The organism is Pseudomonas sp. TH15 (assembly GCF_016651105.1).
Taxonomy (GTDB): domain Bacteria; phylum Pseudomonadota; class Gammaproteobacteria; order Pseudomonadales; family Pseudomonadaceae; genus Aquipseudomonas.
Window position 1 is genome coordinate 2,525,705 of sequence record NZ_JAEKEL010000001.1, and the last position, 17,079, is coordinate 2,542,783.

Here is a 17,079-nt window from a genome sequence, read left to right on the forward strand (position 1 = left end):
ATTGTTTGGCATTTTTAGCGGGCTTAATCTTCAGGGACTTCGGCGCTGAACCTCGCGCCTTTTTCTTCCACTGTCGGTTCACAACAAAACGGGAGCCTGCCCCATGGCTGAAATCCTTTCGCTGCATGACGCGGTGAAGCAATTCGTCAACGACGGCGATACCGTCGCGCTCGAAGGCTTCACTCACCTGATTCCGACGGCGGCGGGTCATGAAATCATTCGCCAGGGCAAGAAAGATCTGACCCTGGTGCGGATGACGCCTGACTTGATCTATGACCAGTTGATCGGTGCCGGTTGTGCTCGCAAACTGATTTTCTCCTGGGGCGGCAACCCCGGTGTGGGTTCGCTGCACCGTCTGCGTGACGCCGTTGAGAAACAGTGGCCGCACCCACTGGAAATCGAAGAACACAGCCACGCCGACCTGGCCAATGCCTACGTCGCTGGCGCCTCCGGCCTGCCGTTCGCGGTGTTGCGGGCCTACGCCGGTTCTGACCTGCCAAAGGTCAACCCGCTGATCAAGACTGTTACCTGCCCGTTCACCGGCGAAGTGCTGGCGGCGGTGCCTTCGGTGCGTCCGGACATCACCGTGATTCACGCGCAAAAGGCTGACCGCAAGGGCAACGTGCTGCTGTGGGGCATTCTCGGCGTGCAGAAAGAAGCGGCGCTGGCGGCCAAGCGTTGCATCGTCACCGTCGAAGAAATTGTCGACGACCTCAATGCGCCGATGAACTCCTGTGTGCTGCCGACCTGGGCCTTGAGCGCGGTTTGCCATGTGCCCGGCGGCGCGCATCCGTCCTACGCCCACGGTTACACCGAGCGTGACAATCGTTTCTATCAGGCTTGGGACCCGATTGCCCGGGACCGCGACACCTTCACCGCGTGGATCAACGAGTACATCCACGGCTGCGCTGACTTCAGCGAGTTCCAGGCCAAGCTGGCCGCTGCTTCGGAGGCCAAGTAATGACTTACACCACCAATGAAATGATGACTGTCGCCGCCGCCCGCCGTTTGAAGAACGGTTCGGTGTGCTTCGTCGGCATCGGCCTGCCGTCGAAAGCCGCCAATCTGGCGCGGCTGACTTCCTCACCTGATGTAGTCCTGATCTACGAATCGGGTCCGATTGGTGCCAAGCCGAGCGTGTTGCCGCTGTCGATTGGTGACGGTGAACTGGCGGAAACCGCTGACACCGTCGTACCGACCGGTGAGATTTTTCGCTATTGGTTGCAGGGCGGACGCATCGACGTCGGGTTTCTCGGTGCGGCGCAGGTCGATCGCTTCGGCAACATCAACACCACCGTGGTCGGCGATTACTTCTCGCCAAAAGTCCGCCTGCCGGGTGCCGGTGGTGCGCCGGAGATTGCTGGCTCGGCCAAAAGCGTGTTGATCATCCTTAAACAGTCGTCGCGTTCGTTTGTGGAAAAGCTCGACTTCATTACTTCGGTCGGCCATGGCGAGGGCGGTGATTCGCGCAAGCGTCTCGGCCTGCCGGGCGCCGGGCCGGTCGGCATCATTACCGACCTGTGCATCATGGAACCGGAAGCCGAGACTCATGAATTCGTGGTTACCGCACTGCATCCGGGCGTGACCCGCGAGCAAGTCACGGCGGCCACCGGTTGGGCGATTCGTTTTGCCGATGACGTTGCGACTAGCGCCGAACCGTCCGAGGTCGAGCTGACCGCGCTGCGCGATCTCGAAGCGCGCACCGCCGCCGCCCACGGCCAGGCACCGGGAGAAGCATGATGCGTGACGTTTATATCTGCGATGCGATCCGCACCCCCATCGGCCGCTTCGGCGGTGGCTTGTCGGCGGTTCGCGCCGACGATCTGGCCGCCGTGCCGATCAAGGCGCTGATGGAGCGCAACCCGTCGGTGGACTGGAACGCGGTGGACGAGGTGTTCCTCGGCTGCGCCAACCAGGCCGGCGAAGACAACCGCAACGTGGCGCGCATGGCGCTGCTGCTGGCCGGACTGCCGGAAAGCATTCCGGGCGTTACGCTCAATCGCCTTTGCGCGTCGGGTATGGACGCCATCGGCACCGCGTTCCGCGCGATTGCCAGCGGCGAAATGGAGCTGGCGATTGCCGGCGGCGTCGAGTCGATGTCCCGCGCGCCATTCGTGATGGGCAAGGCCGATGCGGCGTTTTCGCGCAACATGAAGCTGGAAGACACCACCATCGGCTGGCGTTTCATCAACCCGTTGATGAAAGCCCGGTACGGCGTCGATGCGATGCCGCAGACTGCCGACAATGTGGCCGACGATTACGAAATTTCCCGCGAGGACCAGGACGCTTTCGCCCTGCGCAGTCAGCAACGGACAGCCGCCGCGCAAGCTGCAGGATTTTTCGCTGAAGAAATCGTTGAAGTGCGGATTGCCCACAAGAAGGGTGAAACGGTCGTCACGCAGGATGAGCATCCTCGCGCCGACACCACGCTGGAAACACTGGCCAAACTCAAACCGGTCAACGGCCCCGACAAAACCGTCACTGCTGGCAATGCTTCCGGTGTGAACGACGGCGCGGCGGCGTTGATTCTGGCTTCGGCCGACGCCGTGAAGAAACACGGCCTGACGGCCCGCGCCAAAGTGCTCGGCATGGCGAGCGCCGGTGTCGCCCCTCGGGTCATGGGCATCGGCCCGGTGCCGGCGGTGCGAAAACTCACTGAGCGCCTCGGCTTGGCCGTCAGCGATTTCGACGTGATCGAACTCAACGAAGCGTTCGCCAGCCAGGGCTTGGCGGTGCTGCGTGAACTGGGGCTGGCGGACGACGCCGCACAGGTCAACCCGAATGGCGGCGCCATTGCCTTGGGTCATCCGTTGGGCATGAGCGGTGCACGTTTGGTGCTGACCGCGCTGCATCACCTGGAAAAGACCGGTGGCAAGAAAGGTCTGGCGACCATGTGCGTCGGCGTCGGCCAAGGTCTGGCACTCGCGATCGAACGCGTCTGACACGCCGCCGCGACTATAAGAACAGAGGAAAGCGAAATGACTGACAAGCCTGGTTACCGTCGCCCGCAAGAAGGCACCCAGCCGGAATACCTGCACCCGACGTATCAATCCACCAACCGGCGCGCGCCGTCGAAGCCGTTGGTGTTTTTGCCCCATTCGCTGTCGGAAATTACCGGCCCGACCATCGGCGCCGAGCGCATCAACCCGCAGGACAATGACCTGACTGCACAGCACACGGGCGAACCACAGGGCGAGCGCATCATCATCCACGGCCGCGTGCTGGATGAAGACGGCTTGCCGGTGCCGGGGATTCTGGTGGAGATCTGGCAGGCCAACGCCGCCGGCCGCTACAACCATGCCCGCGACCTGCACGACGCGCCGCTGGACCCGAACTTCACCGGCACCGGCCGCACCGTGACCGACGCCGATGGCTGGTATCAGTTCCAGACCATCAAGCCTGGCGCCTACCCGTGGGGCAACCACCATAACGCCTGGCGTCCGGCGCACATCCATTTCTCACTGTTCGGGCCGAGCATCCTGACGCGGCTGGTGACTCAGATGTATTTCCCGGGTGATCCGTTGCTGGCCTATGACCCGATCTACAACTGCGTGCCGGATACCCGCGCCAAAGAACGTTTGATCGCCAGTTTCGACCTGGAAAAAACCATCCCTTCCTACGCCCTCGGTTACCGTTGGGACATCGTCTTGCGCGGCCGCGAAGCCACGCCGATGGAGAAATAAGATGACGCTGAACGCGACCACGTCCCACACCGTCGGGCCGTATTACCACATCGGCCTGACCTGGCTGAACCGCGAAGACCTGACCGTCGAACAAACCCTCGGCCAGCGCGTGGCGATCACCGGGCAAGTGGTGGATGGCAACGGTGATGTCGTCAACGACGCCATGCTGGAAGTCTGGCAGGCCAACGCCGCCGGCAAGTATGACCACCCCGAAGACGAGCAGGACAAACCCCTGGACCCGAACTTCGAAGGTTTTGGCCGGGTGCCGGTGGATGCCGAAGGGCGCTTTCGTTTCACCACGATCAAGCCTGGGACGGTTGAAGGTTTGAACGGTTCGACCCAGGCACCGCATCTGGTAGTGCTGGTGTTTGCCCGTGGGTTGGTGAAGCACTTGCTGACGCGGATCTACTTTGATGGCGAGCCGGCCAACGTGGCGGACCCGCTGCTCGAATGTGTCCCGGCGGAGCGTCGCAGTACGTTGCTGGCGAAGGCCGATGCATCGGGTGTTTATCAGTGGAACGTGATTTTGCAGGGGACAGATGAGGAGACGGTGTTCTTCGATTATTGAATGAACACCGCAACCCCTGTGGGAGCGGGCTTGCTCGCTCCCACAGGGATATGTGTTGCCAAAGCATCTGTGGAACAGGACTGTTGCGAAGTATGTCTAGACTCTCACTGTCCCCATTGAGTAGAAAAACAATGACAACGACTACCGCTTCAACCGAACACTACACCGGCGAGGAGCGCAATAAGCGGATCTTCGCGATTGTCGGCGCCTCGTCCGGCAACCTGGTCGAGTGGTTCGACTTTTACGTCTATGCCTTTTGTGCGATCTATTTCGCGCCTGCCTTTTTTCCGTCCGACAACCCCACGGTGCAACTGGTTAACACCGCTGGCGTGTTCGCCGCCGGGTTCCTGATGCGGCCCATTGGCGGCTGGATTTTTGGCCGTGTTGCGGACAAGCACGGGCGCAAGAATTCGATGATGATTTCGGTGCTGATGATGTGCTTCGGCTCATTGCTCATCGCTTGTCTACCGACTTACAACAGCATCGGCGTCTGGGCGCCGATCATGTTGCTGTTCGCGCGTCTGCTTCAGGGGTTGTCGGTGGGTGGCGAGTACGGCACCACCGCGACCTACATGAGCGAAGTTGCGCTCAAGGGCCAGCGCGGTTTTTTCGCCTCGTTCCAGTACGTGACACTGATTGGCGGGCAGTTGCTGGCGGTGTTGCTGGTGGTGATCCTGCAGCAGTTCCTCACTGAAGATGATTTACGTGCCTACGGCTGGCGGATTCCGTTTGTGGTCGGCGCAGTGGCGGCGGTGATTTCGCTGTTCCTGCGGCGTTCGCTCAAGGAAACCAGCAGCAAGGAAATGCGCGAAAACAAGGACGCCGGCAGCATCCTTGCGCTGTTCCGCAACCACACGGCTGCGTTCATCACCGTGCTCGGCTACACCGCCGGTGGCTCGCTGATTTTCTACACCTTCACTACGTACATGCAGAAATACCTGGTGAATACCGCCGGCATGCACGCCAAGACCGCCAGCTACATCATGACCGGCGCGCTCTTCCTTTATATGTGCATGCAGCCGTTGTTCGGGATGCTGGCGGACAAGATCGGTCGACGTAACTCGATGCTCTGGTTCGGCGCCCTTGGAACATTGTTCACCGTGCCTATTCTGTTGAGTCTGAAAAGTGTCAGCAGTCCATTTCTGGCCTTCGTGCTGATTACCGTGGCGCTGGCGATTGTCAGTTTCTACACCTCGATCAGTGGCCTGGTAAAAGCCGAAATGTTCCCGCCGGAAGTGCGCGCACTGGGCGTCGGCCTGGCGTACGCCGTGGCGAATGCGATCTTCGGTGGCTCTGCCGAATACGTGGCTTTGAGCCTTAAAGCCGGGGGTATGGAAAACTCCTTCTACTGGTACGTCACGGTGATGATGGCGGTGGCGTTCCTGTTCAGCCTGCGCCTGCCCAAACAAGCGAAGTATTTGCACCACGACCTTTGATCTTCATCCGTGGGCCGCGCCGGCCCACGCTTCCAGGGACTGTTTATGAACCAGCGACCGAACAATCAATTGTTCGATGCCTATTTCACTGCCCGCGATATGCGCGAAGTGTTCTGCGATCAGGGCCGGGTTCAGGCCATGCTCGATTTCGAAGCCGCACTGGCCCGGGCCGAGGCGCGCGTCGGGTTGATTCCTCAAACGGCTGTCGCCGCAATCGAAGCCGCTTGTCAGGCCGGGCATTACGATTTTGGCGCCCTCGGTGAAGCGATTGCCACGGCCGGCAATTCGGCGATCCCGCTGGTCAAGGCCTTGGGTAAACAGATTGCCGCGAACGACGCCGAAGCCGAGCGTTACGTGCACTTGGGCGCCACCAGTCAGGACGTGATGGACTCGGGTCTGGTGTTGCAACTGCGTCGTGCACTGGCGCTGATCGAAAACGATTTGGCGCAGTTGGGGGAAACCCTCGCTACCCAGGCTCAACGTTACGCCGCCACAACCCTGGCCGGACGCACCTGGTTGCAACACGCGACGCCGGTCACCCTCGGGATGAAAATCGCCGGTTGGCTCGGTGCCGTGACCCGTAGTCGCCAGCGTCTGCGCGAACTGAAACCACGCTTGCTGGTGCTGCAATTCGGCGGCGCCTCCGGAACCCTGGCGGCCCTCGGCGAACAGGCGATGCCGATTGCCACAGCCTTGGCCGAAGAGCTGCAACTGGCGCTGCCGGAGCAACCCTGGCACACCCAGAGAGATCGGTTGGTGGAGTTCGGTTCGGTGCTCGGTTTGATCGCTGGCAGCCTCGGCAAGTTCGGTCGCGACATCAGCCTGTTGATGCAGACCGAAGCGGCTGAAGCCTTCGAACCCTCGGCGCCGGGCAAGGGCGGTTCCTCGACCATGCCGCACAAACGCAACCCGGTGGGCGCGGCGGTGTTGATCGGTGCGGCGACGCGGGTGCCGGGTTTGCTCTCGACCTTATTCAGCGCCATGCCGCAAGAACACGAGCGCAGCCTCGGCCTGTGGCATGCCGAGTGGGAAACCCTGCCGGAGATTTGCTGCCTGGTGTCCGGCAGTTTGCAGCAGGCACTGCTGGTCGCCGAAGGCCTGGAAGTGGACGCGATGCGCATGGCCCGCAACCTCGACTTGACCCAAGGTCTGGTGCTGGCCGAAGCGGTGAGCATCGTTCTCGCGCAACGAGTCGGCCGCGATACCGCGCACCATCTGCTGGAACAATGCTGCAAACGCGCAGTGGCCGAACAGCGTCATCTACGCGCGGTCCTCGGCGATGAGCCGCAAGTGACCGCTGAGCTTTCACCTGCTGAACTGGATCGACTGCTGGACCCTGCCCACTACCTCGGCCAGGCCCATACCTGGGTCGAGCGCGCGGTGGCTGAACATTTTGCGTTGACTGCCTGAAGGAGACTGCTGTGGCATTCGTACAACTCGCCGAGGGCGAACTGCACTACCAAATTCAAGGGCCGCAACTCGATGGCCCGGTCGATGCGCCGGTGCTGGTGTTGTCCAACTCGTTGGGCACCGACCTGCACATGTGGGACGCGCAGATTTCAGCGTTCACCGAGCATTTCCGGGTGCTACGTTTCGACACCCGTGGCCATGGTCAATCGTTGGTGACGCCGGGACCTTACAGCATCGAGCAATTGGGCCGTGACGTGCTGGCGCTGCTGGATGCGTTGCACATCGAACGTGCGCATTTCTGTGGCTTGTCCATGGGCGGCTTGATCGGCCAATGGCTGGGGATCAATGCCGGCCAACGTTTGAACAAACTGATCGTTTGCAACACCGCCGCGAAAATCGGCGACCCGTCGGTGTGGAACCCGCGAATCGAAACCGTGGTGCGTGACGGCCCGGCAGCGATGGTCGCGTTGCGTGATGCGTCGATTGCGCGCTGGTTTACGGCTGATTTTTCCGAGGCCAATCCGGCGGCGGCGAAGAAGATCACCGACATGCTCGCCGCCACTTCACCTGAAGGTTACGCAGCCAATTGCGCCGCCGTGCGCGATGCTGATTTTCGTGATCAGTTGTCCTCGATCAAGGTGCCGCTGCTGGTGATCGCGGGTACCGAAGACGCGGTCACGCCGCCGTCCGGTGGGCACTTTATTCAGGAACACGTGCAGGGCGCCGAGTACGCCGAGTTCTACGCCGCGCACCTGTCCAACGTCCAGGCCGGCGCCGCGTTCAGCGAGCGGGTGCTGGCGTTTTTGTCGAACCATTGAGGGTTTTTTTGTGGACGAGAAACAACGTTACGACGAGGGCTTGAAAGTCCGCCGCGCGGTCCTCGGCGATGCTCACGTCGACCGCAGCCTGAACGCGCTGACCGAGTTCAACTCGGAGTTCCAGGAGATGATCACCCGTCACGCCTGGGGCGATATCTGGACCCGCCCGGGCCTGGAGCGCCACACCCGCAGCCTGATCACCATCGCCATGCTGATCGGCATGAATCGCAACGAAGAGCTCAAGTTGCACCTGCGCGCCGCCGCCAATAACGGCGTGACCCGTGGCGAGATCAAGGAGGTGATCATGCAGAGCGCGATTTATTGCGGGATTCCGGCGGCGAATGCGACGTTCCATCTGGCGGAATCGGTTTGGGATGAGTTGGGTACCGAATCCCGCGAATAGTGGTTGCCCCTTCTGACGTCTTCGCGAGCAGGCTCGCTCCCACATTGGAATGCATTTCCCCTGTGGGAGCGAGCCTGCTCGCGAAAGCGGTAGTGGATGCGACGATCAGACCGTGGCGACAATAAATATCCGCTTGAACGCAAACAGCGTATGCCCATTCGCCTCCTGCGGATAATGTTTATGCACTCGCATCAGATAGTGATAGATAAACCGCGCCTGCTCCGCTGAATCCAGCGCCTGCATCACCGGTCGCAGTGCCGACACTTTGACCCAGTCATACACCGGCGATTTGCCGTCGACCACTTGCAACTGCTCGGTCTCCCAGATATCCAGCGAAGTGGTTAACGGTGCGAGCAAACGGTAGTAATCCTCCAGCGCCAATAACGGCTGCGCTGCCATGCGCTGGCGCAGTTCAGGCGTACCCAATGGTGTGCCGCCGGGGCCGCCGTCTTCGAGGGTGTCGAGCATCAATCGATACCACAACGCATCACGCCAATCTGGCATGTGCGCAGCCAGGCAGCCGCCGGTATTCAATTGACTGAGCAGCTTGGGCAGCAACGTTTGATGACCATCGATGAAGTGCAGCACGGCGGCGGCAAGCAGCAGGTCTGCCGGTTTTTCGGGCTGCCAGTCGAGCAGGTCGCACTGCTGCCACAAAGCTTTGATCGGCAGGCACCGCGCCTCTTCGAGCATTTGCGCGGAACTGTCGACGCCCAGCAACTGCGCACGTGGCCAACGTTTGGCCAACAGTTGCGTGGCAATGCCGGTGCCGCAACCGAGGTCATAAATGTGTTTGGGGTTTCGCAGGTTGACGCGGTCGAGCAGTTCGGTGACCGGGCGTTGCCTGAGGCGGGAAAACTGCTGGTACGCTTTGGCGTTCCAGTCGGGTGCGACGGTAAGTCGGGCGATCATGAGGCGGTCCTCTGCTGATCAACGGTGTCTTCCGATGACAACCTGGCTCACAACTGGGGGACCGACATCAACTAACGGAAGCGGGAAGGTTATTCACCTGAGTCCTTCAGGTTTGGTCACTTTACTCGCCGGCCGGCAAAGTGCCACTTCTCCTGACAAATGGCACGGTTCCCCTGTAGGAGCCGCCGCAGGCTGCGATCTTTTGACGTTGTTTCAGGATCAAAAGATCGCAGCCTGCGGCAGCTCCTAAGGGACGCAGGGATCACTTCGATCAAATGCAGGCCTTCGCCGACCGAGCGCCATCAGGGGTGAAGGGGTGTTTACAGCAGGCTGATCGGGTAACTGACGATCAACCGGTTCTCATCAAACTCGTTGTTGTTGAAGTCCCGACGCAAGCTCGAGTTGCGCCATTTGACGTTCAGGTTCTTGAGCGTGCCGCTTTGCACGGTGTAGCCCAGTTCACTTTCGCGGCCCCATTCCTTGCCGTCGGTGGTGGTGGCGGTGTGCACGTTGTCACCGCTGATATAGCGGTTCATCAGGGTCAGGCCCGGCACGCCCAGAGCGGCGAAGTTGTAGTCGTGGCGCAGTTGCCAGGATCGCTCTTGGGCGTTGTCATAGCTGTTGTTGTAACTGTCGTTGGCCAGGGTTCCGCCGCTGGTACCGTTGACGCGCATCCAGGCGCTGTCGCCGGTGAGTTTTTGCAGGCCGACGTAGAAGGTGCTGCCGCCGTATCTGGCCGAGAACAGGCCGGACCAGGTCTTGTTGTCCAGTTCGCCAGCCAGGGCGCTGCCGTCGTCCTTGCCATAGAAGAACCCGATGTTGGCGCCCAACGTCCAGTCGCCGATGGGTTGCGTATGGGTCAGGTTTACGAATTGCTGGCTGTAGATGTCCTTGAGTTCTGCATTCCACAGGCCGATTTGGGTGTGCTTGTCGTTGAACGTGTATTCGCCGCCCTGGAAGTTGAAACGGTCCGAGGTGATCGCGGCTTTTCCGACCATCGACATGTCGGTCATGCTGCTGTCGTCCCGTGGACTGTTGGCGCGGAACTGGCCGCCGTAGAGCGTCAGGCCGTCGATTTCCTTCGAGGTGATCTGCCCGCCACGGAAGGTTTGCGGCAGGGAGCGGCCGTCATCCGAACGCAGAATCGGCAACACCGGCATCCACTCGCCAACCTTCACTTCGGTCTGGGACAGCTTGGCCTTGAACGCCACGTTGGTACGGCCAAAGGTGTCCGCCGGGCGCCCGTCGTGATCAAGCGGCAGCAACTGGGTGCCGCCGGTGCCTTTGCCGCCGTCGAGTTTCACCGAGTACAACCCCAGCACGTCCATACCGAACCCGACGGTGCCCTGAGTGAACCCGGACTTGGCGTCGAGGATAAAACTTTGCGTCCACTCCTGAGCCAAGCCCTGGGCCTTGGTCGGGTTGGTGAAATTGCGGTTGATGAAGAAGTTGCGCAGGTTCAGGTCGACCTTGGCCCCATCGACAAAACCCGACTCATCGGCCACGGCGGGCAGGGCGCTGCCGGCAAGGGCCAGGGCGATCAGCCCGGGAAATGCGTAAGGCACGGGGGAGGTGGTCATAGCTGGAGTCTCTCTTGTTTTTTAGGGCGAACGGCGGCGCTGCGGCCGTTTTCAGCGGTGCAGAAATACGATGGATTCAGGGGGCGGAGCGGCGGCGATCAGCCGGACAGGGCAGGGCGCGGGGGCATGGTGTCGAACCTGTTGTTATTGGTTTTGTGGATCGAATGGTGCGGGGCGCGGATGTTCGGATTCAATTGGGGAAAGCGGGTTTTGGGCGATTATCGAACGCAAGATTGAACCGGGTTTTTGGGTGAGGTTCAGGGCCTCTTCGCGAGCAAGCCCGCTCCCACATTCGACCGAGTTCCTCCAGGATGAATACGGTTAAATGTGGGAGCGGGCTTGCTCGCGAAGGGGTCATGAGTGTCGACACAACTTTTTCCTGCAGCCAACAAAAAGCCCACCAATCGGTGGGCTTCTTGTTTTTCAAAGCGCTATCAGAACAACTTCAACTTCGGCGCTTCTTCTTTCAACGGCTCGTTCTTCGCCGTTTGTTCGTTCCAGCCACCACCCAGCGCCTTGTACAGATTGACTGCGCTGTTCAACTGCGCCAAACGGTCGGTGATCAGCGCCTGTTGGGCACTGAACAGCTGACGCTGGGCGTCGAGGAAGGTCAGGTTGCTGTCGACACCAATGCGGTAGCGACGCTCGGCCAGACGGTAGTAGTCCTGGTTCGCGGTAACGAAATCACGCTGAGCCTGCAACTGATCGGTGTAGGTCTGGCGGGCAGCCAGGCCGTCGGCGACTTCCTGGAAGGCCGTTTGAATGGACTTCTCGTAGTTCGCCACGCCGATGTCTTTCTGGATTTTCGAGTAATCCAGGCTGGCGCGCAGGCTGCCGGCGTTGAAGATCGGCAGGTTGATCTGCGGCGAGAACAGCCAGGTGCCCGAACCACCCTTGAACAGACCGGACAGGTCCGGGCTCAGGGTCCCGGCATTGGCGGTCAGGCTGATGCTCGGGAAGAACGCCGCTCGCGCCGCGCCGATGTTGGCGTTGGCGGCTTTCAGGTTGTATTCGGCCTGGAGGATATCCGGACGACGTTGCAGCAAGTCCGACGGCAAGCCCGGCGGAACATCGCTCAGCAGGTCATCAGACAGTGGCTTGGCGGCTTGCAGATTGGCCGGGACGCCGGTGCCGAGCAGCAGCACCAGGCTGTTTTCATCCTGGGCGACCTGACGGGTGTACTTGGCCAGTTGCGCCCGGGCGTTTTCCACCGAGGTACGCGACTGCGCCAGGTCCAGAGCCGAAGCGACACCAACTTCGTTGCTGCGCGCGGTGAGCTTGTAGCTCTGCTCGAACGCACCGAGGGTGTCCTGGGTCAGTTTCAGCAGTTCCTTGTCGGCCTGCCAGGTCATGTAGGCGTTGGCCACACTGGCCACCAGGCTGATCTGGGTACTGCGCCGTGCTTCTTCGGTGGCGAAGTACTTCTGCAGGGCTTCTTCGCTCAGGCTGCGAACCCGACCAAACAGGTCGAGCTCATAGGCGCTGATGCCGACCGTGGCCGAGTACGAGCTGCTGATACCCGCTTTACCGCTCGTCGAGGCGTCCGCCGGGAGCCGCTGACGGCTGCCGGTGCCATTGGCCGAGATGGCCGGGTACAGATCGGCACGCTGGATGCGGTACTGAGCGGAGAACGCGTCGATGTTCAGGGCCGCGACACGCAGGTCACGGTTGTTTTCCAGGGCTACCTGAATCATCTGTTGCAGTGCCGGGTCATGGAAAAACTGCTTCCAGCCCTGTTCGGCGGCAGCCTGGCTAGGCGCCTGGGCCGGCGAATACGCCGGGCCTTGCGGGTATTGGTTTGCCACCGGAGCTGCAGGCTGCTGATAGTCAGGAATCAGCGAGCAGCCGCCAAGCACGAAAGCGGCGACGGCTAGGGAGAGTAGCGACTTGCTCATTGGCCAGCCTCTTTAGGAGTTTCAATGGCGTCATCCTGGTCAGTTTTCTTGCGCTGGCCAATGGACGACACGGTAACGAAGAACAGTGGGACCCAGAAGATCGCCAGGATCGTGGCCGTGATCATACCGCCAATTACCCCGGTACCGATCGCATGCTGGCTACCCGAACCGGCGCCAGTGGAGATCGCCAACGGAACCACACCCAGAACGAAGGCCAGCGAGGTCATGATGATCGGTCGCAGACGCATCCGGCAGGCTTCAATAGCCGCCTCGCGCAGGCTGCGTCCTTGCTCGTGCAAGTCCTTGGCGAATTCGACGATCAGAATGGCGTTTTTCGATGCCAGACCGATGGTTGTCAACAGGCCCACCTGGAAGTACACGTCATTGGACAGACCGCGCAGGCTGGTGGCCATCAATGCACCGATGATCCCCAGTGGCACCACGAGCATAACCGCGATCGGAATCGACCAGCTCTCATACAACGCCGCCAGACACAGGAACACCATCAGCAGCGACAGCGCGTACAACGCTGGCGCTTGCGAGCCGGACAGCCGCTCCTCGTAGGACAAACCGGTCCAGGAAATGCCGACACCGGCCGGTAGTTTCTTGGCGATGGCTTCGACTTCGGCCATGGCTTCACCGGTGGAGTAGCCCGGCGCCGGGGCTCCGAGGATCTCCATCGCTTCCACGCCGTTGTAACGGGCCAGTTTCGGCGAGCCGTACACCCACTCACCTTTGGCGAACGCGGAGAACGGCACCATGGTGCCCGCGCTGTTGCGCACGTACCATTTCTTCAGGTCTTCAGGGCTCATGCGAGCGCCTGCCTGACCTTGCACGTAAACCTTCTTCACCCGACCACGGTCGATAAAGTCGTTGACGTAGCTACTACCGAAGGAAATCGAGAGCGTGCTGTTGATGTCAGCGAGTGTCAGGCCGAGGGCGCTGGCTTTCTCGTCGTCGATTTCCAGTTGGTATTGCGGCTCATCGTTCAGGCCGTTCGGACGCACCTGATACAACACTTTGCTCTGCGCAGCCATACCGAGGAACTGGTTACGGGCAGCCATCAGTTTGTCGTGACCGATACCGGCGCGGTCTTGCAGGAACACGTCGAAACCGGTGGCGTTACCCAACTCCAGTACCGCTGGCGGTGCGAAGGCGAACACCATCGCATCACGGAAGGTAAAGAAGTGCTGCTGGGCGCGGCCTGCCAGGGCAAACACGCTGTTGCTCGCGTCACGCTCGCCCCACGGTTTGAGCATGATGAACGCCAGGCCGGAGCTCTGCCCGCGACCGGCGAAGTTGAAGCCGTTCACGGTAAACACCGAAGCCACCGAACCGGACTCTTTCTCCAGCAGGTAGGAACGCATCTCGTCGATCACCACTTGCGTGCGTTCGGCGCTGGAACCGGCCGGGGTTTGCACCTGGGCGAACAGTACGCCCTGGTCTTCTTCCGGAAGGAACGCAGTCGGAATGCGGGTGAACAGCCAGATCATGCCAACGATGATGATCAAGTAGGCCAGCAGATACGGTGCCTTGTGCGTGAGCATGTTGCCGACACCGCGCTCGTAGCTTTTGACGCCACGGTCGAAGTTGCGGTTGAACCAGCCAAAGAAGCCGCGTTTCGGCGTGCCGTGCTCGCCTTTCGGAATCGCCTTGAGCATGGTGGCGCAAAGCGCCGGGGTGAAGATCAGGGCAACCAATACCGACAAGGCCATGGCCGAGACGATGGTGATGGAGAACTGTTTGTAGATCACACCGGTAGAACCGCTGAAGAACGCCATCGGCAGCAGTACCGCCGACAGCACCAGAGCGATACCGACCAGTGCACCCTGGATCTGCCCCATGGATTTCTTGGTGGCCTCCTTGGGTGACAGGCCTTCCTCGCTCATCACCCGCTCGACGTTTTCCACCACGACAATGGCATCGTCCACCAGCAAGCCGATGGCCAGCACCATACCGAACATGGTCAGGGTGTTGATGCTGAAACCGAATGCCGCGAGGATCCCGAAGGTACCCAGCAGTACTACCGGCACGGTCATCGTGGTGATGATGGTGGCGCGGAAGTTTTGCAGGAACAGGAACATCACCAGGAACACCAGCACGATCGCTTCGACCAGGGTTTCAACCACACCCTTGATCGACTCGGTGACTACTGGCGTGGTGTCGTACGGGAATACCACTTCCATCCCTTGCGGGAAGAACGGCTTCAGGTCGTCGATGGTTTTGCGCAGGGCCTTGGCCGTGTCGAGGGCGTTGGCGCCGTTGGCCAGTTTCACCGCCAGACCGGAAGCCGGCTTGCCGTTGAACTGTGCCGCGATGCTGGAGTTTTCGCCACCCAGACCGACATCGGCGACATCACCGATACGCACTTGCGAACCATCTTTGTTGACCTTCAACAAAATCGCCTTGAACTGCTCGGCAGTCTGCAGGCGGGTCTTGCCGATGATCGTGGCGTTCAGTTGCTGGCCAGGCAGTGCTGGCAAGCCACCGAGTTGACCGGAAGACACTTGAACGTTCTGTGCCGAAATGGCGGCACTGACATCGGCCGGGGTCAGGTTGAAGTTGTTCAGCTTGGCCGGGTCGACCCAGATCCGCATCGCGTACTGGGCACCGAAGACCTGGAAGTCACCGACACCGGCGGTCCGCGAGATCGGGTCCTGCATGTTCGACACGATGTAGTTGGACAAGTCGTCCTTGGACATGCTGCCGTCTTGCGACACCACGCCGATCACCAGCAGGAAGTTTTTCACTGCCTTGGTTACGCGGATACCCTGTTGCTGCACTTCTTGCGGCAGCAGCGGGGTGGCCAGGTTCAGTTTGTTCTGGACCTGAACCTGCGCGGTATCGGAGTTGGTGCCCTGCTCGAAGGTGGCGGTAATGGTCATGCTGCCGTCGGAGTTACTTTCCGACGACACATAACGCAGGTTATCGATACCGTTGAGCTGTTGTTCGATGACCTGCACCACGGTGTCCTGCACGGTTTGTGCAGAAGCGCCTGGGTAGGTCACGGAAATGGCAATGGCCGGTGGTGCAATGCTTGGATACTGGTTAATCGGTAGCTTGAGGATCGATAGAGCCCCGACCAACATGATCACCAGGGCAATTACCCAAGCGAAAATCGGACGGTCGATAAAAAATTTCGACATGGTTTACTCCCCTTTGCCGCTATAAGCCTTGTCAGCTGTCTGTGCGGCGGCCGGGTTTTTCGCAGTTACGTTGGTCGCTTCAGTCGGTTTCACTTCAACACCCGGTTTGACGAATTGCAGCCCTTCGGTGATCAGGCGATCGCCGGCTTTCAGGCCGTCTTCGATCAGCCATTGGCTGCCGACGGTGCGGCTGGCCTTGAGCTGACGCAGTTCGACCTTGTTGTCCGGGCCGACGACCAGTGCGGTCGGCGTGCCTTTGAGGTCACGGGTCACGCCTTGTTGCGGCGCAAGGATGGCGGCAGCGTTAACCCCGGACTGTAATTTGGCGTGAACGAACATGCCCGGCAGCAGGGTGTGATCAGGGTTCGGGAACACCGCACGCAGGGTCACGGAACCGGTGGTCTGGTCGACCGATACTTCGGAGAATTCCAGCTTACCGTCCTGTTTGTACTCGCTGCCGTCTTCCATGGTCAGTTTGACTGCCGCGGAGTTCTCACCGGCCTTTTGCAGGCGGCCGCTTTCCAGTTCGCGACGCAGCTCAAGCAGCTCCACCGAAGACTGGGTCACGTCGACGTAAATCGGGTCCAGTTGCTGAATCACCGCCATGGCATCGGCCTGGCCATTGCTGACCAGTGCGCCTTCGGTCACGTTGGAGCGACCGATACGGCCGGTCAGTGGCGCGTAAACCTTGGTGTAGCGCACGTTGATCTGGGCGGTCTGAAGCGTTGCTTCGGACTGCAAACGGTTGGCTACAGCGGTGTCGTATTCCTGACGGCTGACGGCTTGCTCGTTGACCAGTTGCTTGTAGCGATCAGAAATCGATTTGGTCTGTTGCAGGCTGGCTTCGGCGCTTTTCAGCGTCGCTTCATAGACCGACGGATCGATCTGATAAAGCTGCTGGCCGGCTTTGACATCGCTGCCTTCTTTGAACAGGCGCTTGAGAATGATGCCGTTGACCTGTGGGCGGACTTCCGCGATGCGGTACGCACTCGTACGGCCCGGAAGCTCGGATGTCAGGGTAAAGGCTTGAGGTTGCAGGGTGACGACGCCGACCTGAGGGGCGGGAGGGGCAGGAGGTGCCTCTTCCTTTTTGCATCCGCTGAGCAGTGATGCCAGGGCGACGGCAGTGACCAGAGCGGTAACAGCTGGCTTGAATTGCATGAAAATCCTCGGGTCAGGCGCGCAAAATGCGCACTCGAAAGGTGGAAGGGTAAAAATTAGGCGCTGA

14 protein-coding genes are annotated in these 17,079 nt (G+C 60.5%); 9 read left to right on the forward strand and 5 right to left on the reverse strand.

Annotated elements, in window-relative coordinates; translation table 11 throughout:
* Nucleotides 1-103 precede the first annotated feature (103 nt).
* From JFT87_RS11365 to pcaC, 9 genes are all read left to right on the forward strand, one after another.
* Entirely contained in the window at nt 104-961 is an 858-nt protein-coding gene (locus tag JFT87_RS11365) for a CoA transferase subunit A (protein WP_201201315.1), read from the forward strand.
* Nucleotides 961-1,740, forward strand: a complete 780-nt coding sequence (locus tag JFT87_RS11370) for a CoA-transferase subunit beta (RefSeq protein ID WP_201201316.1) — start codon at nt 961-963, stop codon at nt 1,738-1,740. The genes JFT87_RS11365 and JFT87_RS11370 overlap by 1 nt, the downstream gene beginning before the upstream one ends.
* Nucleotides 1,737-2,942, forward strand: a complete 1,206-nt coding sequence (gene pcaF, locus JFT87_RS11375) for a 3-oxoadipyl-CoA thiolase (RefSeq protein ID WP_201201317.1) — start codon at nt 1,737-1,739, stop codon at nt 2,940-2,942. The genes JFT87_RS11370 and pcaF overlap by 4 nt, the downstream gene beginning before the upstream one ends.
* A gap of 36 nt (nt 2,943-2,978) precedes the next feature.
* A complete protein-coding gene (pcaH, locus tag JFT87_RS11380; protein ID WP_201201318.1) occupies nt 2,979-3,683 on the forward strand; it encodes a protocatechuate 3,4-dioxygenase subunit beta in 705 nt (234 codons plus the stop codon).
* A gap of 1 nt (nt 3,684) precedes the next feature.
* Entirely contained in the window at nt 3,685-4,251 is a 567-nt protein-coding gene (gene pcaG, locus JFT87_RS11385; RefSeq protein WP_201201319.1) for a protocatechuate 3,4-dioxygenase subunit alpha, read from the forward strand.
* Nucleotides 4,252-4,382: 131 nt separating this feature from the next.
* Nucleotides 4,383-5,687: an MFS family transporter gene (locus tag JFT87_RS11390; protein ID WP_201201321.1), complete on the forward strand. Its 1,305-nt coding sequence runs from the start codon at nt 4,383-4,385 to the stop codon at nt 5,685-5,687.
* Between the two features lie 45 nt (nt 5,688-5,732).
* Nucleotides 5,733-7,097: a 3-carboxy-cis,cis-muconate cycloisomerase gene (locus JFT87_RS11395; RefSeq protein WP_201201323.1), complete on the forward strand. Its 1,365-nt coding sequence runs from the start codon at nt 5,733-5,735 to the stop codon at nt 7,095-7,097.
* A gap of 11 nt (nt 7,098-7,108) precedes the next feature.
* The gene (gene pcaD / locus JFT87_RS11400; RefSeq protein WP_201201324.1) at nt 7,109-7,915 is read left to right on the forward strand and encodes a 3-oxoadipate enol-lactonase; all 807 of its coding nucleotides are present in this window, start codon (nt 7,109-7,111) and stop codon (nt 7,913-7,915) included.
* A 10-nt stretch (nt 7,916-7,925) separates the two neighbouring features.
* Complete coding sequence (gene pcaC / locus JFT87_RS11405; RefSeq protein ID WP_201201325.1) at nt 7,926-8,318, forward strand: 4-carboxymuconolactone decarboxylase; 393 nt, start codon at nt 7,926-7,928, stop codon at nt 8,316-8,318.
* Nucleotides 8,319-8,423: 105 nt separating this feature from the next.
* Here pcaC and JFT87_RS11410 read toward each other — a convergent pair whose 3' ends face one another.
* The 5 genes from JFT87_RS11410 to emhA form a co-directional block, all read right to left on the reverse strand.
* Nucleotides 8,424-9,230, reverse strand: a complete 807-nt coding sequence (locus JFT87_RS11410; protein WP_201201326.1) for a methyltransferase domain-containing protein — start codon at nt 9,228-9,230, stop codon at nt 8,424-8,426.
* Between the two features lie 320 nt (nt 9,231-9,550).
* Nucleotides 9,551-10,810 carry an OprD family porin gene (locus tag JFT87_RS11415; protein ID WP_201201327.1) on the reverse strand — a complete coding sequence of 420 codons (1,260 nt, stop codon included), beginning with the start codon at nt 10,808-10,810 and terminating at the stop codon, nt 9,551-9,553.
* A gap of 434 nt (nt 10,811-11,244) precedes the next feature.
* Nucleotides 11,245-12,705, reverse strand: a complete 1,461-nt coding sequence (gene emhC / locus JFT87_RS11420) for an efflux RND transporter outer membrane subunit EmhC (RefSeq protein WP_201201328.1) — start codon at nt 12,703-12,705, stop codon at nt 11,245-11,247.
* On the reverse strand, nt 12,702-15,851 hold the full coding sequence (emhB, locus tag JFT87_RS11425) for an efflux RND transporter permease subunit EmhB (RefSeq protein WP_201201336.1): 3,150 nt from the start codon (nt 15,849-15,851) through the stop codon (nt 12,702-12,704). Before emhB ends, emhC begins: the two co-directional genes overlap by 4 nt.
* Before the next feature lie 3 nt (nt 15,852-15,854).
* Entirely contained in the window at nt 15,855-17,012 is a 1,158-nt protein-coding gene (emhA, locus tag JFT87_RS11430; RefSeq protein ID WP_201201337.1) for an efflux RND transporter periplasmic adaptor subunit EmhA, read from the reverse strand.
* Nucleotides 17,013-17,079: the final 67 nt, after the last annotated feature.